Here is a 21,504-nt window from a genome sequence, read left to right on the forward strand (position 1 = left end):
CGCTTACCGGATCTTCACGCCTTCCAGCTCGGGCTTGGCCGGCGGGAATTCCAGCTTCATGTCGGTCAGCGTGCGCAGCAGCAGCTCGGCGATCATCACGTTGCGGTGCGTCTTCGAGTTCGCCGGAATCACGTACCACGGCGCATGCTCGGCCGACGTCGCGGCGAGCGCGTCGCGGTACGCGTCCTGGTACGCATCCCAGTGCTTGCGCGCGTCGAGATCCGAGATGTCGAATTTCCAGTGCTTGACCGGGTCGTCGATGCGCGCCTGCAGCCGATCGCGCTGCTCGTCCTTCGAGATGTGCAGGAAGCACTTGACGACCGTCGTGCCGTTTTCGACGAGCATCGTCTCGAAATCGCGGATCTGCCGGTAGCGACGCTCGCACTCCTTCTCGTCGATCGCGCCCAGCACGCGCGGCACGAGCACGTCCTCGTAATGGCTGCGGTTGAAGATCGCGAGCTCGCCGGCCGCCGGCACCTGCGCATGCACGCGCCACAGGAAATCGTGCGCGGCCTCGATCGGCGTCGGCGCCTTGAACGGCACGACGCGCAGGCCGAGCGGGTCGACCTCGCGGAACACCGCGCGCACGGTGCCGTCCTTGCCGCTCGTGTCCATCCCCTGCAGCACGAGCAGCACGCGCTTCTTCTGCTGCGTGTGCAGCCGCTCCTGCTGCACGTCGAGCTCCATCGAGATCGACGACAGCCGCTCGCGGTCGGCTTCCTTCGCGCCCGACGAGAACGGCTTCGCGGACGGATCGTATGCGCCGAGCGAGAACGCTGCCGCGTCCTTCTCGCGCGTGTGGTACGGCACCCGGTAATCGTCGAGCGACGGTTGTTTCGCCATGCGTTCCTCCGTGTGACGGCGCGCACGCCGCGTGCGCACCAGTTGCAACGGGCCGCCCCGAACAGGTTCGGCGGCGGCCCGTGGTCAAGCGCGATTCAGGCGCGTGCGCCGCTTACCCGAGCTTCTTCTTCAGCAGTTCGTTGACCTGCTGCGGGTTCGCCTTGCCCTTCGTCGCCTTCATCGCCTGGCCGATCAGCGCGTTGAACGCCTTTTCCTTGCCGGCGCGGAATTCCTCGACCGACTTCGCGTTCGCCGCGAGCACGTCGTCGATGATCGCCTCGAGCGCGCCGGTGTCGGAGATCTGCTTCAGGCCCTTCGCGTCGATGATGCGGTCGGCGGCGCCTTCGTCGGTCGCCTTCTCGTCCCAGATCATCGCAAAGATTTCCTTCGCGATCTTGTTCGAGATCGTGCCGTCCGCAATCCGCTGCAGCACGAGCGCGAGCTGCGCGGCCGACACGGGGATCGCGTCGATCTCGATGCCGTCGCGATTCAACTGCGACGACACGTCGCCCATCAGCCAGTTCGCGGCGCTCTTCGCGTTCGCCGCACCCGCCTTCGCGACCACCGCCTCGAAGTACGCGGCCATCGCCTTGCTCGACGTCAGCACGCCCGCGTCATAGGCGGACACGCCGTACTGCTCGACGAAGCGCTGCTGCATCGCGGCCGGCAGCTCGGGCATGCCGGCCTTCACGCGCTCGACCCAGTCCGCGCCGATCACGAGCGGCATCAGGTCCGGATCGGGGAAGTAGCGGTAGTCGTGCGCGTCTTCCTTGCTGCGCATCGAGCGCGTCTCGCGCTTGTCCGGGTCGTACAGGCGGGTTTCCTGCACGACTTCGCCGCCGTCCTCGATCAGCTCGATCTGGCGGCGCACTTCATAGTTGATCGCCTCCTCGAGGAAGCGGAACGAGTTCAGGTTCTTGATCTCGGCGCGCGTGCCGAATTTCTCCTGGCCGACCGGGCGCACCGACACGTTCGCATCGCAGCGGAACGAGCCTTCCTGCATGTTGCCGTCGCAGATGCCGAGCCACACGACGAGGCCGTGCAGCGCCTTCGCATAGGCGACCGCCTCGGCCGCGCTGCGCATTTCCGGCTCGGTGACGATCTCGAGCAGCGGCGTGCCCGCGCGGTTCAGGTCGATGCCCGTCATCCCCGCGAAGTCTTCATGCAGCGACTTGCCCGCATCTTCTTCCAGATGCGCGCGGGTCAGGTTGATCGTCTTCGAATACGCTTGCTTGCCGGCCTTTTCATTGGCGGGCACCTGGATCGTGATCTGGCCGCCCTGCACGACCGGAATCTCGTACTGGCTGATCTGATAGCCCTTCGGCAGATCCGGGTAGAAGTAGTTCTTGCGCGCGAAGATGCTGCGCGGCGCGATGGTCGAGCCGATCGCGAGGCCGAAGCGGATCGCCCGCTCGACCGCGCCGCGGTTCAGCACCGGCAGCACGCCCGGCAGCGCCAGGTCCACCGGGCACGCCTGCGTGTTCGGTTCCGCGCCGAACTGCGTCGGCGCGCCGGAGAAAATCTTCGAGACGGTCGACAGCTGCGCGTGCGTCTCGAGACCGATGACGACTTCCCACTGAGTCATTGCTTACACCCCCGCCGGAACTTGCTTGTGCCAGCCGGTCGCGCGCTGGAACGCGTCGGCGACCTGCAGCATCCGGGCTTCGTTGAAATAGTTGCCGATGATCTGCAGGCCGACCGGGCGCTTCGCATTCGCGCCCGCGCCGAAACCGCACGGCACGCTCATGCCGGGCAGGCCCGCGAGGCTCACCGACAGCGTATAGATATCCGCGAGATACATCTGCACCGGATCGTCGCCCTTCGCGCCGATGTCCCAGGCGACCGTCGGCGACGCCGGGCCCATGATCACGTCGCAGGACTTGAATGCTTCCTGGAAATCCTGCGCGATGATGCGGCGGATCTTCTGCGCCTGCAGGTAGTACGCGTCGTAGTAGCCGTGCGACAGCACGTAGGTGCCGATCAGGATGCGGCGCTTCACTTCGGGGCCGAAGCCCTCGGCGCGCGATTTCTTGTACATGTCGAGCAGGTCGCCGTATTCGGCGGCGCGGTGGCCGTAGCGCACGCCGTCGAAGCGCGACAGGTTCGACGACGCCTCGGCCGGCGCGATCACGTAGTAAACGGGGATCGACAGCTCGGTCTTCGGCAGCGACACCGGCACGAGCGTCGCGCCGAGCGCTTCATAAGCCTTGAGCGCCGCGTCGACCGCCGCGCGCACGTCGGCGGCGAGGCCGTCGCCGAAATATTCGTTCGGCAGGCCGATGCGCAGGCCCGCGAGCGGCTTGCCCGCGTCGTTGCCCGGCGCCCACGGCTGGCCGAGGTGGCGCGTGAAATCCTCGTCGGCGCGCTCGAGGCTCGTCGAGTCGCGCTCGTCGAAGCCCGCCATCGCGTTGAGCAGCAGCGCGCAGTCGGCGGCGCTCTGCGCCATCGGGCCGCCCTGGTCGAGCGACGACGCGAACGCGATCATCCCGTAGCGCGACACGCGGCCGTAGGTCGGCTTGATGCCGGTCACGCCGGCGAACGACGCCGGCTGGCGGATCGAGCCGCCGGTGTCGGTGCCGGTCGCGGCCGGCGCGAGGCGCGCGGCGACGGCGGCCGAGCTGCCGCCCGAGCTGCCGCCCGGCACCGCGTTGGTATCCCACGGGTTCTTCACGGGGCCAAACGCGGAGTTCTCGTTCGACGAGCCCATCGCGAACTCGTCCATGTTGGTCTTGCCGAGCGTGACCATGCCGGCCGCCGACAGGCGGGCGACGACGGTCGCGTCGAACGGGCTCGCGTAGTTCGCGAGCATCTTCGAGCCGGCGGTCGAGCGCCAGCCGCGCGTGACGAACACGTCCTTGTGGGCGATCGGCAGGCCGGCGAGCGGGCCGGCCGCGCCGCGCGCGAGCTCGGCGTCGGCGGCCTTCGCCTGCGCGAGGGTCAGATCGGCGTCGACGTGGACGAACGCGTTCAGGTCCTGCGCGGCGTCGATTCGTTTCAGATAGTGCTGCGCCAGCTCGACGGCCGAGCATTCCTTGGCGGCGAGCGCGGCGCGCAGTTCGGTCAGGCTTTTTGCGTGCATTGAGTGGTTTTCCTGGGAATTCTGGGGCGCGTGCGGCGTGAAGCGGCGCGCACGCTTGTCATCGAACGCTTACTCGATCACCTTCGGCACGAGATACAGGCCGTCCTGCACGGCCGGCGCCGGACGCTGGTTGTCGTCGCGGTTCACCGTTTCCGTGACGGCGTCGTCGCGCAGGCGCTGCGCGACTTCCTGGATCTGTTCGATCGGGTGGGCGAGCGGCGCGATGCCGGCGGTGTCGACCGCCTGCATCTGCTCGACGAGGCCGAAGAATTCATTGAGCTGGCCGAGCGTATGCTCGGCGTCGGCGTCGGCCATTTCGAGGCGCGCAAGGTGCGCGATGCGTTTTACGTCGGTCAGGGTCAGAGCCATGCAATCACCGGAAAACAAGGCGGCGCAGCGCGCGAACAGCGGCGCTGCGGCAGGGGTTGGAGGGTGCGATCCCACCCTCAAAAATCGGGTACGAAGCGGGAAAAATACCGTCCGTTTCGATTCAAATACGGCGAAATTATAAGGTATCATTACGCGTTCGACCCAAACCCGGCAGCCTTTTCCCGTACCGCTGAGCCCCTTCTCGGCAAGCCATGCGGGCTTCGTGCGACCCCCGGTAGATTTCACTCGCAGCTTCGAGCGCCGCGGCGGCCGCTTCCGCCACGATCCGAGGCTGTTATTTTTTCCGCTGCCGCCCCGAGCACTCGCATCGCAGGGCTGGCCCAGAGCGAAACAGGATTCTGAAGAATGTTCGGTTTTTTGCGCAGCTACTTCTCCAACGATCTCGCGATCGACCTCGGCACCGCAAACACCCTGATCTACATGCGCGGCAAGGGCATCGTGCTCGATGAGCCGTCCGTCGTGTCGATCCGCCAGGAAGGCGGCCCCAACGGCAAGAAGACGATCCAGGCGGTCGGCAAGGAAGCCAAGCAGATGCTCGGCAAGGTGCCGGGCAACATCGAGGCGATCCGCCCGATGAAGGACGGCGTGATCGCCGACTTCACCGTCACCGAGCAGATGATCAAGCAGTTCATCAAGACGGCCCACGAGTCGCGCATGTTCTCGCCGTCGCCGCGCATCATCATCTGCGTGCCGTGCGGGTCGACCCAGGTCGAGCGCCGCGCGATCAAGGAAGCGGCGCACGGCGCCGGCGCATCGCAGGTCTACCTGATCGAGGAGCCGATGGCGGCCGCGATCGGCGCCGGCCTGCCGGTGTCGGAAGCGACGGGCTCGATGGTCGTCGACATCGGCGGCGGCACGACCGAAGTCGGCGTGATCTCGCTCGGCGGCATCGTCTACAAGGGCTCGGTGCGCGTCGGCGGCGACAAGTTCGACGAGGCGATCGTCAACTACATCCGCCGCAACTACGGGATGCTGATCGGCGAGCAGACGGCCGAGGCGATCAAGAAGGAAATCGGCTCCGCGTTCCCTGGCTCCGAAGTCAAGGAAATGGAAGTGAAGGGCCGCAACCTGTCGGAAGGCATCCCGCGCAGCTTCACGATCTCCAGCAACGAAATCCTCGAGGCGCTCACCGATCCGCTGAACCAGATCGTGTCGTCGGTGAAGATCGCGCTCGAGCAGACTCCGCCGGAACTCGGCGCGGACATCGCCGAACGCGGGATGATGCTGACGGGCGGCGGCGCGCTGCTGCGCGACCTCGACCGCCTGCTCGCGGAAGAGACCGGCCTGCCGGTGCTCGTCGCCGAAGATCCGCTCACCTGCGTGGTGCGCGGCTCGGGCATGGCGCTCGAGCGCATGGACAAGCTGGGCAGCATCTTCTCGTACGAGTGATCGTCTAGGCAGTCTCCTGACATGACGCACCCGCGGCGTGGCCGGCTCGCTCGTTCAGAACGAACCGCCGCGCCGTTTGCGCGTCTGAGCATCATTTAACCGATCATTCGCGCCCGGCGCCGACCATGGAATACAGTCCGCCGCCCCTCTTCAAGCAAGGTCCGCCCGCCCTCGCGCGGCTCATTTTCTTCGTCACGGTCGCCATCGCGCTCCTCGTGTCGGACGCGCGCTTCAACACGCTCGAAATCGTCCGCGGGGTGCTCGGCACCGTGCTGTATCCGCTGCAGCGCGTGGCGCTCGTGCCGCGCGACCTGTTCATGGGCGCGGCCGAAATCGCAACCACCGGCGCCACGCTGCGCCACGAGAACGACCAGTTGCGCGCCCGCAACCTGCAGTTGTCGACGCAGGCCAACCAGGCCGCCGTGCTCACGCAGGAAAACGCGCATCTGCGCGCGCTGCTCGAGCTGCGCCAGCACATCGCGACGCAGTCGACGCCCGTCGAGATCCAGTACGACACCGCCGACCCGTTCACGCAGAAGATCGTGATCGGGCAGGGCATGCAGCAAGGCATCCAGGGCGGCGCGCCCGTCGTCAGCGAGGACGGCGTGGTCGGCCAGGTCACCCGCGTGTTCCCGCTGCAGGCCGAAGTCACGCTGATCACCGACCGCGATCTCGCGATTCCGGTCCAGGTGCTGCGCACCGGCCTGCGCAGCGTGATCTACGGCACCCCGCGCGGCGATTCGCTCGACCTGCGCTTCGTGCCGACGAGCGCCGACGTCGTCGCCGGCGACGAGCTCGTCACGAGCGGCCTCGACGGCGTCTATCCGCCCGGCCTGCCGGTCGCGAAGGTCATGCGCGTCGACAAGCTCGCCGACACCGCGTTCGCACGCGTGACCTGCGCGCCGGTCGCGGCGGTGCGCGGCGCGCGCCAGATGCTGGTGCTGCACTACCAGAACGCCATTCCGCCGCGCCCGGCCGAGCCGGAGTCGGCCGACAAGAACGCGAAGGGCGGCAAGAAGGCCGCGAAGGGCGCCGCCAAGGGCGAAAAGGGTGACAAAGGCGACAAGGCGGCCGACGCGGGCGCGAAGCCGGCGGCCGGCGCCGCGGCCCAGCCCGGCGCGCCGGCTGCGCCCGCCGCCCCTGCGGCCCCAGCCGCAACGGCCAAGCCCGCCGCGCCCGCGAAGCCCGCCGCCGGGCAATCAGGAGCCCAGCGATGAATCGTCCGCAATACATCCTGCAGCCGGTCAACCCGTACTTCATCGTCTTCAGCCTCGCCGCCGCGTTCCTGCTGAACCTGATGCCGTGGGGCCACCTGCCCGGCGTGCCCGACTTCGTCGCGCTCGTGCTGCTGTTCTGGAACATCCACCAGCCGCGCAAGGTCGGGATGGGCGTCGCATTCGCGCTCGGCATCCTGATGGACGTGCACGAAGCGGGCCTGCTCGGCGAGCATGCGCTCGCCTACACGCTGCTGTCGTACGGCGCGATCACGCTCCACCGCCGCGTGCTGTGGATGCCGATCGGCGTGCAGGTGCTGTACGTCACGCCGCTGCTCGTCGTCGCGCAGCTCGTGCCGTTCGTGATCCGCCTGCTGATGGGCGCCGCGTTCCCCGGCTGGCGCTACCTGGTCGACGGTTTCGTCGAGGCCGCGCTGTGGCCGATCGCGAGCCACCTGCTGCTGATGCCGCAGCGCCGTCCGGTCGATCCGGACGACACGCGCCCCATCTGAGCCGCAGCCGCGCCGCCAGGACCCCGCCTTGAACCCCCGCCGCCCTTTCGCCCGCCGGACTTTCGCGCGCGGCTCCGCTCGCCCCTGACCGCATGACCGAATTCAACGACACCCAGCAACAGCTCTCGAGGTTCCGCCTGCGCGTCGCGGCGGCGGGCGTGTTCGTGTTCGTCTGCTTCGGGCTGCTCGCGAGCCGCTTCTTCTACCTGCAGCTCTGGCAGCACGGCAAGTACGCGCTGCAGGCCGAGGAAAACCGCATCTCGGTCGCGCCGATCGTGCCGAACCGCGGCATCATCACCGACCGCAACGGCGTCGTGCTCGCGAAGAACTACTCCGCGTACACGCTCGAAATCACGCCGTCGAAGCTCACCGACACGCTCGAGAACACGATCGACAAGCTCGCGACGATCGTCCAGATCGACGCGCGCGACCGCCGCCGCTTCAAGAAGCTGCAGGAAGACTCGAAGAACTTCGAAAGCCTGCCGATCCGCACCCGGCTCACCGACGACGAAGTCGCGCGCTTCACCGCGCAGCGCTTCCTCTTCCCCGGCGTCGACGTGCGCGCGCGGCTGTTCCGCCAGTACCCGCTCGGCACGACGGCCGCGCACGTGATCGGCTACATCGGCCGCATCTCGAAGCGCGACCAGGACAAGATCGACGCGATGAGCGACGACAACGACAGCGACCCGGAGCACTACGATCCGCGCCGCGACGCGAACAACTACAAGGGCACCGACTACGTCGGCAAGATCGGCGTCGAGCAGAGCTACGAGACCGAGCTGCACGGCCTGACCGGCTTCGAGGAAGTCGAGGTGACGGCGGGCGGCCGGCCGGTGCGCACGCTGTCGCGCACGCAGGCGACGCCCGGCAACAACCTCGTGCTGTCGCTCGACATCGGGCTGCAGCAGGTCGCCGAGCAGGCGTTCGCCGGCAAGCGCGGCGCGCTCGTCGCGATCGAGCCGAAGACGGGCGACGTGCTCGCGTTCGTGTCGTCGCCGAGCTTCGACCCGAACTCGTTCGTCGACGGGATCGACCAGCAGACCTGGGACGAGCTGAACAACTCGCCCGACAAGCCGCTGCTGAACCGGCCGCTGCACGGCACCTACCCGCCGGGCTCGACCTACAAGCCGTTCATGGCGCTCGCGGGCCTGACGCTCGGCAAGCGCACGCCGAGCTGGGGCATCCAGGATCCCGGCTACTTCACGTTCGGCGGCCATACGTTCCGCAACGACGTGCGCGCGGGCCAGGGTTTCGTCGACATGAACAAGGCGATCATGGTGTCGAACGACACCTACTTCTACATGCTCGCCCGCGACCTCGGCGTGAACGCGATCGCGAACTTCATGAAGCCGTTCGGCTTCGGCCAGATCACCGGCATCGACATCCAGGGCGAGGCGCGCGGGATCCTGCCGTCGCCGGACTGGAAGCGCAAGACCTTCAAGAAGGCCGCGCAGCAGAAGTGGTTCGACGGCGAGACGATCAGCCTCGGGATCGGCCAGGGCTACAACTCGTTCACGATCCTGCAGCTCGCGCACGCGACCGCGACGCTCGCCAACGACGGCGTCGTGATGAAGCCGCACCTCGTGAAGGAAGTCGAGGATCCGATCTCGCGCGGGCGCCGCCTGACCGTGCCGAAGGAAAGCGACACGATCCCGCTCAAGCAGGGCGACATCGACGTCGTGAAGCGCGGGATGGAGAACGTGATCGAGAACCCGTCCGGCACCGCGTACAAGGTGTTCCGCGGCGCGCCGTACCTCGCGGCCGGCAAGACCGGCACCGCGCAGGTGTTCTCGCTGCAGGGCGGCAACTACAAGGGCCACCTGCTCGCCGAGCACCTGCGCGATCACGCGCTGTTCATCGCCTACGCGCCGGTCGACCATCCGCAGATCGCGCTCGCGCTGATCGTCGAGAACGGCGGCTGGGGCGCGCAGTCCGCGGGGCCGATCGCGCGCCGCGTGCTCGACTTCTACCTCGTCGAGCGCCAGAAACCGGAGAACGAGGCGGCCGCGGTGGCCGCCGCGGCCTCGGCGACCGAGCCGATCAACGCGCCGGTGATCGGCGACGCGTCGAAGGCCGTCACCGTCGCGGCCGGCTTCAAGATGCTGCCGCAGCCGGTCGTGCCGGGCGCGGCCAGCGCGGCGCAAGCGGCGTCGGGCGCATCAGCGCCGGGCGCGAATCCCGCATCGGGCGCGAACGCCGCCGAGCTTTCCGCGCCCGTCACGGCAAGCGCCGCGGCGCCGGCCGCCGCGAGCATGCCGCCGTTCCGGCGCATGCCGCATCGGCCGCACAAGCCGGCCGGCGAAGCGCAGCCGCTCGCCGCCGCGCCACGCAACGACAACCGTGCAGCGCCCACCGCGAAGGCGGCGGACGCGGGCACCGCTCATTGACGGAGAAAGGCATGCAATTCGACAAGCGCGCCTGGCTCGACAAGATCAAGCAGATGTTCGCGGGCTTCGACCGCCCGCTCGCCCTCATCGTGTTCCTGCTGCTGTGCGTCGGCATCGTCACGCTGTACAGCGCGAGCATCGACATGCCGGGCCGGGTCGAGGACCAGCTGCGCAACATCCTGCTGACGTTCGTGCTGATGTGGGTGATCGCCAACATCCCGCCGACGACGCTGATGCGCTTCGCGGTCCCGCTGTATTCGTTCGGCGTCGCGCTATTGATCGCGGTCGCGCTGTTCGGGATGACCAAGAAGGGCGCGAAGCGCTGGCTGAACGTCGGCGTCGTGATCCAGCCGTCCGAGATCCTGAAGATCGCGACGCCGCTGATGCTCGCGTGGTACTACCAGCGCCGTGAAGGCGGCGTGCGCTGGTACGACTTCATCGCCGCGTTCGGCATCCTGCTGGTGCCGGTCGGGCTGATCGCGAAGCAGCCGGACCTCGGCACCGGCCTGCTCGTGTTCGCGGCAGGCTTCTTCGTGATCTATCTCGCGGGCCTGTCGTTCAAGCTGATCGTGCCGGTGCTGATCGCCGGCGTGATCGCGGTCGGCTCGATCGCGGTGTTCGAGGAGCGGATCTGCCAGCCGGAAGTGCAATGGCCGCTGATGCACGACTACCAGAAGCACCGCGTGTGCACGCTGCTCGACCCGACGTCCGACCCGCTCGGCAAGGGCTTCCACACGATCCAGGCGGTGATCGCGATCGGCTCGGGCGGCGCGCTCGGCAAGGGCTACCTGAAGGGCACGCAGGCGCACCTCGAATTCATTCCCGAAAAGCACACCGACTTCATCTTCGCGGTGTTCTCCGAGGAATGGGGCCTCGCCGGCGGCCTCGTGCTGCTCACGCTGTACATGGCGCTGATCGCGCGCGGGCTGTACATCGCCGCGCAGGGCGCGACGCAATTCGGCCGGCTGCTCGCCGGGTCGCTCACGCTGGCGTTCTTCGTCTATGCGTTCGTCAACATCGGGATGGTGAGCGGCGTGCTGCCCGTCGTCGGCGTGCCGCTGCCGTTCATGAGCTACGGCGGCACCGCGCTCACGACGCTCGGCATCGCGATCGGGATGATCATGAGCGTCGGCCGGCAAAGGCGGCTGATGAAGACCTGACCCGCGCGGAAAATCAATCCGAAGCGGCGCATGATGCGCCGCTTTGTCATTGCGGCGGCGCCTCGTGCGCCGCTTCGTCATTGCGGCGGCGCCTCGTGCGCCGCTTCATCATTGCGGCGGCGCCGCGCCGGCACCGCCGCCGCTCGCCGGGCCCTGCGCCTTCACGCGTTCGCTGAGTTCCTTGAATTTGAGTCCCGCAGTCTCGTCGCCCTGCGCGGCGGCCGCCGCGTAGTACGCGCGCGCGATGTTCAGGTTCTGCTCGACGCCGTCGCCGCCGCGCTCGTAGAACGACGCGGTCACGTATTGCGCGGTCGGATCGCCCGCATCGGCGGCCTGCTTGTACCAGACGAACGCCTGACGGTTGTCGCGCGGCGTGCCGCGCCCGTCGAGGAACTGGTTCGCGAGCGACAGCGCGGCCTGCACGTGGCCCTGCTTCGCCGCCTTCAGGAACCAGCGATGCGCCTCGGCCGGATTGCGCGAGACGAAATCGCCGTCGTCCAGCATCCGGCCGTACACGTACTGCGCGTGCGACATGTTCGCGTCGGCCGCGCGCCTCAGCCAGCGCAGCCCCTCGTCGACGTTCGCCGTCACGCCCTCGCCCGTGATCAGCATCATCGCGTAATTGAACTGCGCGAGACGGTTGCCGCGCTCGGCCGCATCGTGAAACTGCACGAGCGCCGCCCGGAAATTGCCCGCGTTGTAATCGGCGATCGCGGACTCCGTCTCGCGCGCCGGCTCCGGCTGCGCTCGCGCGCCCTGCGCGAACACCGCGCCGCAGACGGCCCACAGGCCGAGCGCCGCGCCGCCCGCCCGCAGCGCGCGCGCGCAGTTGCGGCGACACGCGCCGGCGCTTGCGTTCATGACCGCACCTCCTGCAATGCCTGCCGCGTCGCGCGCAGCAGCCAGCTGACGTCGGCGGACAGCGAAATGACCCGGTAGCCGGCGTCGCGGTATTGCCGCGCCGCGGCCGTATCGGCCGCGTAGATGCCGACCGCGACGCCCGCTTGCCGGCCCGCCGCGAGCACGCGCGCCATCGCGGCTTCGACGGCCGGATGCCGGATGTCGCCGAGATGCCCGAGGCTCGCCGCGAGATCGGCGGGACCGATGAACAGGCAGTCGATGCCCGGTATCGCGGCGATCCGCTCGACTTCGTCGACGCCGCGCGCCGATTCGATCTGCACCATCACCGCAACCTGCGCATTCGCCGTCTGCAGGTAATCGCGCCGCATTCCGAACGCCGCCGCGCGCACCATGCCCGCCACGCCGCGCAGCCCGTCCGGCGATTCCGGCGACGGGTAGCGGGTGAGCCGCACCGCGTGCGCGGCGTCTTCCACGGTTTCGATGTTCGGAAACATCACCGTGCGCGCGCCCGCATCGAGCGCGCGCTTGACGAGCCACGGCTCCCGCGCCGGCACGCGCACGACCGGTTCGCTCGGCAGATGGGCGGCGGCCAGCGCCCGCAGCTGCGACGCGACGTCGTGGCTGTCGTTCGGCGCATGCTCCATGTCGATGCAGAGCCAGTCGTAGCCGGCGTGAGCGAGCGCCTCGGCAGCGGCGTCGCTCGCGAGCGTCAGCCACAGGCCGTACAGCGGGTCGTCGCCGTCGTGCAGGCGTTGTTTGAGGGAATTGGTCAGCGTGCTCATCGAAACGGCCTCCAGACGGACGGGCATTCGAAAGGGACAAGCAACGGGCGGGACGGGGCGCGACACGCCGGGCTGCGCCGGCGGAACCGTTCAGCGGCGGCGCCGGCGCAGAAACGCCGACGCGTTCTGCGACGCCACGCAACGATCATAGCGCGGCGTGCGGCGGAATGTGGGAAGGAGCGGGGCTAGGGGATTACCGCCATGGACCGCGGCGGCAGTCCGCGCCGACCGGGCGGAGCTGCCGCGCCGGGAAGCTCAGCGGCCGGGCTCGCGCTCGACGTCGGCCCAGCAGTTCGGCGTTTCGTACAGGCGCACGCGCTCGAGGCGCAGGTTGATCCCGTAATGCGCGTCGTAGACGTTCGAGAGGATGTCGAACGCGATCGCCGCGAGGTTCTCGACGGTCGGAATCCGGTCGATCACGACGGTCTTGTGATCGGCCATCTGCTCGAGGAACGAGCGCACGACCTCGTCGCGCGCGTAGACGAGAAACGCGTGATCCCACTTGCTGACCAGATGCTCCATCGCGAGCGCCTTCACGTCGGCGAAATCCATCACCATGCCGCGGTCGGGCGCGCCCTCGGTATCGACGAGATCGCCGCGCAACGTGATTTCGAGCACGTAGCGATGGCCGTGCAGGTTCCTGCACTGGCTGCGGTGATCGGGAATGCGGTGTCCCGCGTCGAATTCGAGTTTTCGGGTAATCAGCACGATGTCAAAAGCCGGTGAATCAGGGAATGTTCAGATATTTGTGCGTCTGCATCGACAGGCGCCACTGCGGATGGCGCTTGCACCAGTCGATCGCGAGCTTCGTATTGAGGTCGCGCGACGGGCCGTCCATCGGCTGCACGAGGAAATAGTCGAAGTCGAGCTTCGCATAGTCGGCGAGCCGCTGGTTGTCCTGCGGGATCACGACCTTCAGCTCGTTGCCCTTCGTGACGACGAGCGGCGCGTCGGCCTTCGGGCTCACGCAGATCCAGTCGATCGACTCGAGCACCGGCAGCGAGCCGTTGGTTTCGATCGCGATCTCGAAGCCTGCCGCATGCAGCGCGTCGACGAGCGGCTGGTCGAGCTGCAGCATCGGCTCGCCGCCCGTGCAGACGACGAAGCGGTGCGCCTCGCCGTCCGGCCACAGGCTCGCGACCTGCGCGGCGAGCGCCGCCGCGTCCTTGAACTTGCCGCCGTTCTCGCCGTCGGTGCCGACGAAATCGGTGTCGCAGAAGCGGCACGCCGCCTGCGCGCGGTCTTCCTCGCGGCCCGACCACAGATTGCAGCCGGCGAACCGGCAGAACACGGCCGGACGGCCCGCGTTCGCGCCCTCGCCCTGCAACGTGTAGAAAATTTCCTTGACCGCGTAAGTCATCGTCCTGGATCCGGCTCGCGCCGTTCGTTCTCGATCAGTTCATCATTGTGCGCCGCCGGCGCGCGGGCGTCACAGCGGCGCTTCGGTCACGCGCTCGCCCTTCAGGTAGGCCTCGTAGCCGCGCTTGCGCAGCTTGCACGCCGGGCATTCGCCGCAGCCGAAACCCCAGTCGTGCAGTTCCGCCCGTTCGCCGACGTAGCACGTATGCGTCTCGACGCGGATCAGCTCGACGAGCGCCTGGCCGCCGAGCTGCTCGGCGAGCTGCCAGGTCTGCGCCTTGTCGAGCCACATCAGCGGCGTCTCGAGCACGATGCGCGTGTCCATGCCGAGGTTCAGCGCGACCTGCAGCGCCTTCATCGTGTCGTCGCGGCAATCCGGATAGCCGGAGAAGTCGGTCTCGCACATCCCGCCGACCAGCACGCGCAGCCCGCGGCGATAGGCGATCGCCGCGGCGATCGTCATGAACAGCAGGTTGCGGCCCGGCACGAACGTGTTCGGCAGGCCGTTCGCCGACGTCTCGATCTCGATCGCGCGCGTCATCGCGGTGTCGCTGATCGCGCCGAGCACCGACAGGTCGATCATGTGATCGTCGCCGAGCCGGCCGGCCCACGCGGGAAACTGGCGCTTCAGCGCGTCGCGCACGCCTTCGCGGCACTCCAGCTCGACGCGATGGCGCTGGCCGTAGTCGAAGCCGAGGGTCTCGACCGTCTGATAGCGTTCGAGGGCCCACGCCACGCACGTGGCCGAGTCCTGCCCGCCGGAAAACAACACGAGCGCGCCGTCTTTAGCGTCTGTCCGAATCACCGTGATACTCCGTGAATGTGTAGGCTCGCGCCGCGCCCGGGCGACCGGCTGTCGCGAGGGCCGCCCGGCGCGTGCCGGCTCGACCAGTATAGGCGGGGCCGCCTGCCTCAAAGACGACGGGACGCTTATGCCGCCCATCGCGCGACATCGGCGCCTCAAAGCGGCGCGATGCCGGACCGCCCGCTTCGCGATGCACACGAAGCGACGCGCTAAGTCATTGAGCGGGCACGGATTTTATCACGTCGCCGCAAATGCCGCCGGGCAGCGCACGCCACCACAAACGAAAAACCCCAAGAATCTAGCGATTCTTGGGGTTCGAAATGCTGGTGGCCTGGGACGGAATCGAACCATCGACACGCGGATTTTCAATCCGCTGCTCTACCAACTGAGCTACCGGGCCAACGAAGAAGAGAAAGTATATCGAGTTATCTGGCGTTGCGCAAGCACTTTCGTGAAGTTTTTTACGCGATGCCCTCCGGCGGCTTCTTGCCGAGCTCGACGCCGAGCTGCTTGAGCTTGCGATACAGGTGCGTGCGCTCGAGGCCCGTCTTCTCCGCGACGCGCGTCATGCTGCCGTTCTCGCGCGCGAGGTGGTACTCGAAGTACGCGCGCTCGAACGCGTCGCGCGCCTCGCGCAACGGGATGTCGAACGGAATCGCCGCCGTCTGCCCCACGAGGCCGAGCGTCGCGACCGTGTCGTCGCCGAGCGTCGGCAACGCGGCCGCGGACGCGATCGCCGCCGGCCCCGCGGCCGGCCCTGCCCCCGGCTTCGCCACCGCGTTGACGGTCGCCGGCGCCGCGCCGCGCGCGAGCCCGTGTTCGACCGCCTTCAGCAGCTTCTGCAACGCGATCGGCTTCTCGAGGAAATCGAGTGCGCCGATCTTCGTCGCCTCGACGGCCGTGTCGATCGTCGCATGCCCGGACATCATGATCACGGGCATCGTCAGCAGCCCCTGCGCCGCCCATTCCTTGAGCAACGTGACGCCGTCGGTATCGGGCATCCAGATATCGAGCAGCACGAGATCGGGCGTCTGATTCAGGCGGTAGTCACGCGCGGCCTGCGCGTTCTCCGCCGCCTCGACGACATGTCCTTCGTCGCTGAGGATCTCCGAGAGCAATTCCCGGATGCCCATTTCATCATCTACCACCAGGATGGTTGCCATTTACGCTGCCTTTGTCTGCACACTTGCTTTTGTCTTTGCGGGGGCCGTCCCGCCCTGCACGCCCTGCACGCCCTGCACGCCCTGCACGCCATGCCCGGCGTCCGGCGCATCGCTCGCCAGCTGGAGGAACAGGATCGACACCTGCGCACCCTCGACGACCTCGCCGTGCATGCGATTGCGCAGGTCGATCCGCGCGCCGTGCTCGTCGATGATTTTCTTCACCGTAGCCAGCCCGAGGCCCGTGCCCTTCGCCTTCGTCGTCACGTAAGGCTCGAACGCGCGGGTCAGGATGCGCGCCGGAAAGCCCGGACCGTTGTCGGACACGGTCAGGCGAACCGCGACACGCGTTTTGCCCTCGGTGTCGGGATCGCCATATTCTACTGTCTTGGTTTCGATCAACACACGCGGCTGCGCGACTTCCGCAACCGAATCCTGCGCATTCTGCAGCAGGTTGTGGATCACCTGGCGCAGTTGCGTCGCGTCGCCGCGAATCACCGGCAGCGGCGCGAGCTCGACGACGATCGTGCTCTTGCCCTCGCCGACGCCGTAGAGCCCGAGCACCTCGCTCACCAGCTCGTTGAGCTGCAGGTTCGCGAGCACCGCCGGCGGCGTGCGCGCATATTCGCGGAAATCGTCGACCATCCGCTTCATCGCCGCGACCTGGTTGACGATCATCGTCGCGCCGCGCTTCAGCACGTCCGCATCCGTCGGCGCGAGCTTGTCGGACAGCTTCATCTGCAGCCGCTCCGCCGACAGTTGGATCGGCGTCAGCGGGTTCTTGATCTCGTGCGCGAGCCGCCGCGCGACTTCGCCCCACGCAACCGAGCGCTGCGCGGAAATCACGTCGGAGATGTCGTCGAACACGACGACGTAGCCGGACGTCTGCGGATCGTCCGCCTGTCCTTCCACCGTCGACACGAGACGCGCGCCGCGCACGAGCAGCGTCAGCGGATCGGCTTCACCCGGCACTTCGACCGCAAACTGCTGCTGCCAATGGCCGTGATCGCCGCTGCCGCCGTCGGACGCCGCCTCGCGATCGGCGAACGCCTTGCGCACCATCGCGCCGAATTCCGCGACGACGCCGACCTGGTCGAGCGTCGCGCCGATCAGCGCATCGAACGGCTGCCGGAAGATTCGCTCGGCGCCGCGGTTCGCGGTCGTCAGCCTGAACTGGCGGTCGAGCACGAACACGCCCGCGGTCAGGTTCGCGAGGATGCTCTCGAGATAGGCCTTCGAATGCTCGAGCGCGATGCGGTTGTTCTCGACCGCGAGCCGCGCCTCGGACAGCTGGCGCGTCATCGCGTTGAACGCCTGCGTGAGGAAGCCGAGCTCGTCGCGCGACTTGATCTCGCGCTTGGGCGTGTAGTCGCCTTCCGCGACTTCCTTCGTCCCCTGCGCGAGCAGGAACAGCGGCCGCGCGAGCTGCTGGCCGAGCGCGAGCGCGAGCATCATCGCGATGAAGGTCGCGAGAAACAGCGCGAGCGTCAGCGTGCCGATGTACATCTTGCGCAGGCCCGTGCGGCCGAGCGCCTTTTCCTGGTATTCGCGATACGCGCGCTGCACGGCGTCCGCGTTGTGCGCGAGCGTCGGCGGCACCGGCTGCGTGAGCTGCAGGAAGCGTTCGGCCGGCTGCAGCAGCGACGTGGACGCATCCGGGATGGGCCGCACGACGCGCAACCGCAGCGCGCCCTTCGCGCCGTGCGCATGCGGATCGCCGTCGACCTCGCCCTCGATCGCCGCGTACGCGCCGCGTTCGCGCGCCTGGTTCAGCATCAGCGGCGTCGGCAGGTCGTCGGGGATCAGCGCCGCGAAATTGCCCGACGCCTGCGCGACGATGTGCAGGTCGGGCGCGGCGCCCGGGCCGCTGCGGCCGGGCTCGACGATCGTCGCGTCCTGCACGCCGAACTGGTCGCGCAGGCGCAGCAGCGTGAGCGTCGTGCCGTTCGTGTTCGTATCGGCGCTCGCGAGCTGGTCGGACATCAGGCGCGCCTTCGTCTGCAGGTCGGACAGCGATGCGTCGAGCATCCCGCGGCCGAGGTTCAGGCCGGCGGTCAAGGCGGTTTCGACGTTCACGTCGAACCACGATTCGATGCTGCGCGACACGAACTGGTACGACACGATGTAGATGATGCCGCCCGGCACGACGCCGACGAGCGCGAAGAACACCGCGAGCTTCGCAAGCAGCCGCGTGCCGAACTTGCCCTTCCTCAGGCGCACGACGATCATGCCGATCAGGCCGAGCACGACGAGCAGGAACACCAGCGCGACGACGATGTTGGTCGCGTACAGCCACGAGTAGTAGCGATCGAAGAATTCGGTGTTCGCGCTCGCGGCCGCCAGCAGCACGAGCAGCAGCAGCGCGGTAAGGGCAACGGTCGAAACGATCACGCGCACGAGCAGGCTCTTCCCGCTGGCCGCGCGGCGCACTCTATTTAGCACGTTCGGTCACCGTGAAGGTAAAGCGCTTCCAGTCCGACCCGAGCGTCCAGTCGCGGTTGTTCACCGCGTCGACCTGGAACGGCTTCGGCATCAGCGCCGTATCGAGCTGCATCCGCACCGAGGCCGTATAGGTTTCGCCCTGGCGCACCTGGTTCCGGTCGATCACGTGCCACGACGTGATGTGCCTGACGACCGCGAGCGCGTCCTTCAGCGTGCCGAAGCCGAGCTGCAGGCCGCCCGTCGACACGCGGTATTCGCGCGTGAGCGGCTGGAACGACAGGCGGATCGTCTGCGACACCGACACCGGCTGTTCGTCGAACCAGTACCAGCGCGCGCGGCTCAGCTCGAAATCGGTCGTGAAGTAAAGCGGGATGCCCTTGTTGACGGCGTCCTCGAGGTTCGAATTCAGCTCGAAGTCGAAGCGGGCGTCGAGGCTCCAGCCGCTGCCGTCGGACTGCAGCGACGCGCGCTGCACGGCGATCGATTCGGCGCGCGCCGGCCTCGCGACCGCGAGGCACAGGGCCAATGCGACCATCAGCACGGCCGCGAGCCGAAGTGGAAAAAGGTGTTTGATCGTCACCGTTTCTGAAACCGCGCGTAGAAAAATCCGTCGTGATCGGTGTTCTGGTCGGGACCGGCCGCGCCTGCCTGCGCCCCGCCCGAGGCGGCGCGCGGCAGCAGCTGGCCGGGCGCGTCCAATCGTACCGCATCTTCACAAGCCGCTTCAAACCAGCGCGCCTGCAGCTCGCCCTCTTCCGGAAAGATCGAACAGGTCACGTACAGCAGTTCGCCGCCCGGCTTCACGAGCGGCCACAGCGCCGACAGGATGCGGCGCTGCTCGGCGACGAGCGCCGGAATGTCGGCCTCGCGGCGCAGCCAGCGAATGTCGGGATGACGGCGCACGATGCCGGAGGCCGAGCACGGCACGTCGGCGAGGATGCGGTCGAACGGCCGGCCGTCGTGCCATTCGCCGGGCGCGCCCGCGTCGCCGACGCGCACGTCCGCGACCAGCGACAGCCGCGCGAGATTCTCGCCGATGCGCGTCGCGCGGGTGGCGTCGCTTTCGAGCGCAACGACTTCCGCGTCGGCGAGCTCGAGGATATGCCCGGTCTTGCCGCCGGGCGCTGCACAGGCGTCGAGCACGCGCATCCCGTCGGCCGCGCCGAGCCATTCGGCGGCAAGCTGCGCGCCCGCGTCCTGAACGGAGACGACGCCGTCGGCGAAGCCTGGAATGCGTTCGACCGGCAGCGGCGAGGCGAGCCGCACCGCATGCTTGCCGATCGCGGCCGCGTCGATGCCGTGCGTGCGCAGCGTATCGAGATACGCGTCGACGGTCGTGCGGCGCGCATTCACGCGCAGCGTCAGCGGGCCGGGACGGTCGCCGGCCGCGAGCATCGCCTGCCAGCCGTCGGGCCACGCGGCCTGCACTGCGTCGCGCCACCACGCACGGTAGTTCCAGCGCGCGACCGGATCGTCCTGCATCGCCGCGACCTGCGCATCGCGCTCGCGCAGGAAGCGCCGCAGCACCGCGTTGACCATCCCTTTCGCGAACGCGACCTCGCGACGCGCGCCGATCGCGGTCACGGCCTGGTCGACGACGGTGAACGCCGGATACGCGGCGGCGTCGCCTTCATCGAGCAGCAGGGCGAACGCGCACGCGAGGACGGCCTGGACATGCGCGGGCGGCGCCTTGCTGACGAGCCGGCCGATCAGCCAGTCGGCGCTGCCGAGGCGGCGCATCGTCCGGTAGGCGACGTCCTGCGTCGCGCCGCGCGCAAGCGCCTGCGCGCCGGACGCCATCCCCGCGAACACCGTCGCCAGCACGGCCGGCAACGCAGTGCCGCGGCGCACCGCGTCGACCGCCTGCGCGGCCGCATCGAGCGCGAAGCCGAGCGATTCGGGCGCGAGATGCAGTGCGGACAGGCGAGCCGGGCGGCCGGACGAAGGTTTGGCGGAGGTGCGGTTTCGTGTCATCGGATCGAGGCGTCGGCAAGCAACGGGAGCCGCGGCGGCTGCGTGGCCGCCGCGATCCCAAACCGCGCATTGTAGCGTGGGCGCATACGCGCCCCTTTTCGGGACGCACAAGTGGAACACCCCGCAGCGCAGCGCATGCGGGGTGAGGCAAAGCGTGTGCGTCCATTGCCGCGCACGAGGCGGCAGGGACGCTTAGTCGAAACGGCCCGTGCGCGCCATTTCCATCAGGCGCGCGATGCGCTCCTCGGTGGCCGGGTGCGTCGAGAACAGGTTCTGCAGGCCGCCGCCGTGCAGCGGATTCATGATCATCATCTGCGCGGTGGCCGGATGCTCCTCGGCCGCCGGGAACGGGATGCCCGCCGCGTAGCGATGGATCTTGTCGAGCGCCGACGCGAGCGCCTGCGGATCGCCGGAAATCTGCGCGCCGCCGCGGTCCGCCTCGAACTCGCGCGCCCGCGAGATCGCCATCTGGATCAGCGCGCCGGCGATCGGCGCGAGCAGCGCGACTGCGATGCCCGCGATCGGATTGGCCGGACGGCCGTTCTCGTCACGCCCGCCGAAGAACATCGCGAAATTCGCGAGCGCCGAGATCGCGCCCGCCATCGTCGCGGTGATCGTCGAGATCAGGATGTCGCGGTGCTTCACGTGCGCGAGCTCGTGCGCCATCACGCCGCGCATCTCGCGCTCCGACAGCACGCGCAGGATGCCCGTCGTCGCCGCGACGGCTGCGTGCTCGGGGTTGCGGCCCGTCGCGAACGCGTTCGGCGCGTCTTCATTGATCAGGTACACGCGCGGCATCGGCAGGTTCGCGCGCGTCGCCAGTTCGCGCACCATCCGGTAGAACTGCGGCGCCGTGCTCTCGTCGACTTCCTGCGCGTTGTACATGCGCAGCACCATCTTGTCGGAGAACCAATACGAGAAGAAATTCATGCCGAGCGCGAACAGCAGCGCGATCGTCATGCCGCGCGAGCCGCCGATCATCCCGCCGATCACGATGAACAGGGCCGTGATCGCGGCCATCAGCATCGCGGTTTTGACCCAATTGAACATACGTCCACTCCTTGTCCGAATGCAGCACCCGCCGGATGCCTCGAGGGGCGCGGCGGAAGGTTGTAAGCGATCTGTTAGATAAGGGCGTATCAGAAAA

19 protein-coding genes and 1 tRNA gene are annotated in these 21,504 nt (G+C 68.2%); 5 read left to right on the forward strand and 15 right to left on the reverse strand.

Features of this window, described 5'->3' with window-relative positions; all coding sequences use genetic code 11:
- Nucleotides 1-3: 3 nt before the first annotated feature.
- The 4 genes from KY49_RS21855 to gatC all read right to left on the reverse strand — a co-directional run bounded on the left by KY49_RS21855 (nucleotide 4) and on the right by gatC (nucleotide 4,291).
- Nucleotides 4-843, reverse strand: a complete 840-nt coding sequence (locus KY49_RS21855; protein WP_042586907.1) for a polyphosphate kinase 2 family protein — start codon at nucleotides 841-843, stop codon at nucleotides 4-6.
- A gap of 112 nt (nucleotides 844-955) precedes the next feature.
- Nucleotides 956-2,428, reverse strand: coding sequence for an Asp-tRNA(Asn)/Glu-tRNA(Gln) amidotransferase subunit GatB (gene gatB / locus KY49_RS21860; protein ID WP_042586577.1), 1,473 nt, complete (start codon nucleotides 2,426-2,428; stop codon nucleotides 956-958).
- A 3-nt stretch (nucleotides 2,429-2,431) separates the two neighbouring features.
- Nucleotides 2,432-3,922 (reverse strand): Asp-tRNA(Asn)/Glu-tRNA(Gln) amidotransferase subunit GatA, encoded by a 1,491-nt coding sequence (gene gatA, locus KY49_RS21865; protein WP_042586578.1) that lies wholly within the window; start codon nucleotides 3,920-3,922, stop codon nucleotides 2,432-2,434.
- A 69-nt stretch (nucleotides 3,923-3,991) separates the two neighbouring features.
- A complete protein-coding gene (gene gatC / locus KY49_RS21870) occupies nucleotides 3,992-4,291 on the reverse strand; it encodes an Asp-tRNA(Asn)/Glu-tRNA(Gln) amidotransferase subunit GatC (protein WP_042586579.1) in 300 nt (99 codons plus the stop codon).
- A gap of 366 nt (nucleotides 4,292-4,657) precedes the next feature.
- On the opposite strand from gatC, the gene KY49_RS21875 reads away from it, so the two are divergent.
- From KY49_RS21875 to rodA, 5 genes are all read left to right on the forward strand, one after another.
- A complete protein-coding gene (locus KY49_RS21875; protein ID WP_004189550.1) occupies nucleotides 4,658-5,701 on the forward strand; it encodes a rod shape-determining protein in 1,044 nt (347 codons plus the stop codon).
- Nucleotides 5,702-5,826: 125 nt separating this feature from the next.
- Nucleotides 5,827-6,918 carry a rod shape-determining protein MreC gene (mreC, locus tag KY49_RS21880; protein ID WP_042586580.1) on the forward strand — a complete coding sequence of 364 codons (1,092 nt, stop codon included), beginning with the start codon at nucleotides 5,827-5,829 and terminating at the stop codon, nucleotides 6,916-6,918.
- Nucleotides 6,915-7,427: a rod shape-determining protein MreD gene (gene mreD / locus KY49_RS21885; RefSeq protein WP_042586581.1), complete on the forward strand. Its 513-nt coding sequence runs from the start codon at nucleotides 6,915-6,917 to the stop codon at nucleotides 7,425-7,427. The genes mreC and mreD overlap by 4 nt, the downstream gene beginning before the upstream one ends.
- A gap of 92 nt (nucleotides 7,428-7,519) precedes the next feature.
- Complete coding sequence (gene mrdA / locus KY49_RS21890; RefSeq protein ID WP_042586582.1) at nucleotides 7,520-9,814, forward strand: penicillin-binding protein 2; 2,295 nt, start codon at nucleotides 7,520-7,522, stop codon at nucleotides 9,812-9,814.
- Between the two features lie 11 nt (nucleotides 9,815-9,825).
- Nucleotides 9,826-10,974 (forward strand): rod shape-determining protein RodA, encoded by a 1,149-nt coding sequence (rodA, locus tag KY49_RS21895; protein ID WP_042586583.1) that lies wholly within the window; start codon nucleotides 9,826-9,828, stop codon nucleotides 10,972-10,974.
- A gap of 108 nt (nucleotides 10,975-11,082) precedes the next feature.
- Here rodA and KY49_RS21900 read toward each other — a convergent pair whose 3' ends face one another.
- From KY49_RS21900 to htpX, 11 genes are all read right to left on the reverse strand, one after another.
- Nucleotides 11,083-11,835: a tetratricopeptide repeat protein gene (locus tag KY49_RS21900; RefSeq protein ID WP_042586584.1), complete on the reverse strand. Its 753-nt coding sequence runs from the start codon at nucleotides 11,833-11,835 to the stop codon at nucleotides 11,083-11,085.
- Nucleotides 11,832-12,617 carry an HpcH/HpaI aldolase family protein gene (locus KY49_RS21905; protein ID WP_042586585.1) on the reverse strand — a complete coding sequence of 262 codons (786 nt, stop codon included), beginning with the start codon at nucleotides 12,615-12,617 and terminating at the stop codon, nucleotides 11,832-11,834. Before KY49_RS21905 ends, KY49_RS21900 begins: the two co-directional genes overlap by 4 nt.
- Before the next feature lie 255 nt (nucleotides 12,618-12,872).
- Complete coding sequence (gene queD, locus KY49_RS21910; protein WP_042586586.1) at nucleotides 12,873-13,325, reverse strand: 6-carboxytetrahydropterin synthase QueD; 453 nt, start codon at nucleotides 13,323-13,325, stop codon at nucleotides 12,873-12,875.
- A 19-nt stretch (nucleotides 13,326-13,344) separates the two neighbouring features.
- Entirely contained in the window at nucleotides 13,345-13,977 is a 633-nt protein-coding gene (queE, locus tag KY49_RS21915) for a 7-carboxy-7-deazaguanine synthase (RefSeq protein ID WP_042586587.1), read from the reverse strand.
- Between the two features lie 69 nt (nucleotides 13,978-14,046).
- Entirely contained in the window at nucleotides 14,047-14,781 is a 735-nt protein-coding gene (queC, locus tag KY49_RS21920; protein ID WP_042586588.1) for a 7-cyano-7-deazaguanine synthase QueC, read from the reverse strand.
- 324 nt (nucleotides 14,782-15,105) lie between these two features.
- Nucleotides 15,106-15,181 (reverse strand) — tRNA-Phe (locus KY49_RS21925).
- Nucleotides 15,182-15,242: 61 nt separating this feature from the next.
- Nucleotides 15,243-15,944, reverse strand: coding sequence for a response regulator transcription factor EsaR (gene esaR / locus KY49_RS21930; protein ID WP_042586589.1), 702 nt, complete (start codon nucleotides 15,942-15,944; stop codon nucleotides 15,243-15,245).
- On the reverse strand, nucleotides 15,945-18,383 hold the full coding sequence (gene esaS, locus KY49_RS21935) for a sensor histidine kinase EsaS (protein ID WP_042586590.1): 2,439 nt from the start codon (nucleotides 18,381-18,383) through the stop codon (nucleotides 15,945-15,947). It lies immediately after the preceding gene.
- Nucleotides 18,373-18,963, reverse strand: coding sequence for a DUF4390 domain-containing protein (locus tag KY49_RS21940; protein ID WP_042586591.1), 591 nt, complete (start codon nucleotides 18,961-18,963; stop codon nucleotides 18,373-18,375). The genes esaS and KY49_RS21940 overlap by 11 nt, the downstream gene beginning before the upstream one ends.
- Nucleotides 18,960-20,357: a 16S rRNA (cytosine(967)-C(5))-methyltransferase RsmB gene (gene rsmB / locus KY49_RS21945; RefSeq protein WP_042586592.1), complete on the reverse strand. Its 1,398-nt coding sequence runs from the start codon at nucleotides 20,355-20,357 to the stop codon at nucleotides 18,960-18,962. The genes KY49_RS21940 and rsmB overlap by 4 nt, the downstream gene beginning before the upstream one ends.
- A 192-nt stretch (nucleotides 20,358-20,549) precedes the next feature.
- Nucleotides 20,550-21,407 (reverse strand): zinc metalloprotease HtpX, encoded by an 858-nt coding sequence (gene htpX, locus KY49_RS21950; RefSeq protein WP_042586593.1) that lies wholly within the window; start codon nucleotides 21,405-21,407, stop codon nucleotides 20,550-20,552.
- Nucleotides 21,408-21,504: the final 97 nt, after the last annotated feature.

It is taken from the genome of Burkholderia sp. MSHR3999 (assembly GCF_000833595.1).
Taxonomy (GTDB): Bacteria; Pseudomonadota; Gammaproteobacteria; order Burkholderiales; family Burkholderiaceae; genus Burkholderia; species Burkholderia ubonensis.

What these genes read in the sequence shown, in the direction of transcription:
- KY49_RS21905 (WP_042586585.1), bottom strand. Translation starts at nt 12,617, where the DNA reads ATGAGCACGCTGACCAATTCCCTCAAACAACGCCTGCACGACGGCGAC.
- mreD (WP_042586581.1), top strand. Translation starts at nt 6,915, where the DNA reads ATGAATCGTCCGCAATACATCCTGCAGCCGGTCAACCCGTACTTCATC.
- gatB (WP_042586577.1), bottom strand. Translation starts at nt 2,428, where the DNA reads ATGACTCAGTGGGAAGTCGTCATCGGTCTCGAGACGCACGCGCAGCTG.
- gatA (WP_042586578.1), bottom strand. Translation starts at nt 3,922, where the DNA reads ATGCACGCAAAAAGCCTGACCGAACTGCGCGCCGCGCTCGCCGCCAAG.
- queE (WP_042586587.1), bottom strand. Translation starts at nt 13,977, where the DNA reads ATGACTTACGCGGTCAAGGAAATTTTCTACACGTTGCAGGGCGAGGGC.
- rodA (WP_042586583.1), top strand. Translation starts at nt 9,826, where the DNA reads ATGCAATTCGACAAGCGCGCCTGGCTCGACAAGATCAAGCAGATGTTC.
- KY49_RS21900 (WP_042586584.1), bottom strand. Translation starts at nt 11,835, where the DNA reads ATGAACGCAAGCGCCGGCGCGTGTCGCCGCAACTGCGCGCGCGCGCTG.
- gatC (WP_042586579.1), bottom strand. Translation starts at nt 4,291, where the DNA reads ATGGCTCTGACCCTGACCGACGTAAAACGCATCGCGCACCTTGCGCGC.
- esaR (WP_042586589.1), bottom strand. Translation starts at nt 15,944, where the DNA reads ATGGCAACCATCCTGGTGGTAGATGATGAAATGGGCATCCGGGAATTG.
- mrdA (WP_042586582.1), top strand. Translation starts at nt 7,520, where the DNA reads ATGACCGAATTCAACGACACCCAGCAACAGCTCTCGAGGTTCCGCCTG.
- mreC (WP_042586580.1), top strand. Translation starts at nt 5,827, where the DNA reads ATGGAATACAGTCCGCCGCCCCTCTTCAAGCAAGGTCCGCCCGCCCTC.
- KY49_RS21855 (WP_042586907.1), bottom strand. Translation starts at nt 843, where the DNA reads ATGGCGAAACAACCGTCGCTCGACGATTACCGGGTGCCGTACCACACG.
- rsmB (WP_042586592.1), bottom strand. Translation starts at nt 20,357, where the DNA reads ATGACACGAAACCGCACCTCCGCCAAACCTTCGTCCGGCCGCCCGGCT.
- KY49_RS21875 (WP_004189550.1), top strand. Translation starts at nt 4,658, where the DNA reads ATGTTCGGTTTTTTGCGCAGCTACTTCTCCAACGATCTCGCGATCGAC.
- htpX (WP_042586593.1), bottom strand. Translation starts at nt 21,407, where the DNA reads ATGTTCAATTGGGTCAAAACCGCGATGCTGATGGCCGCGATCACGGCC.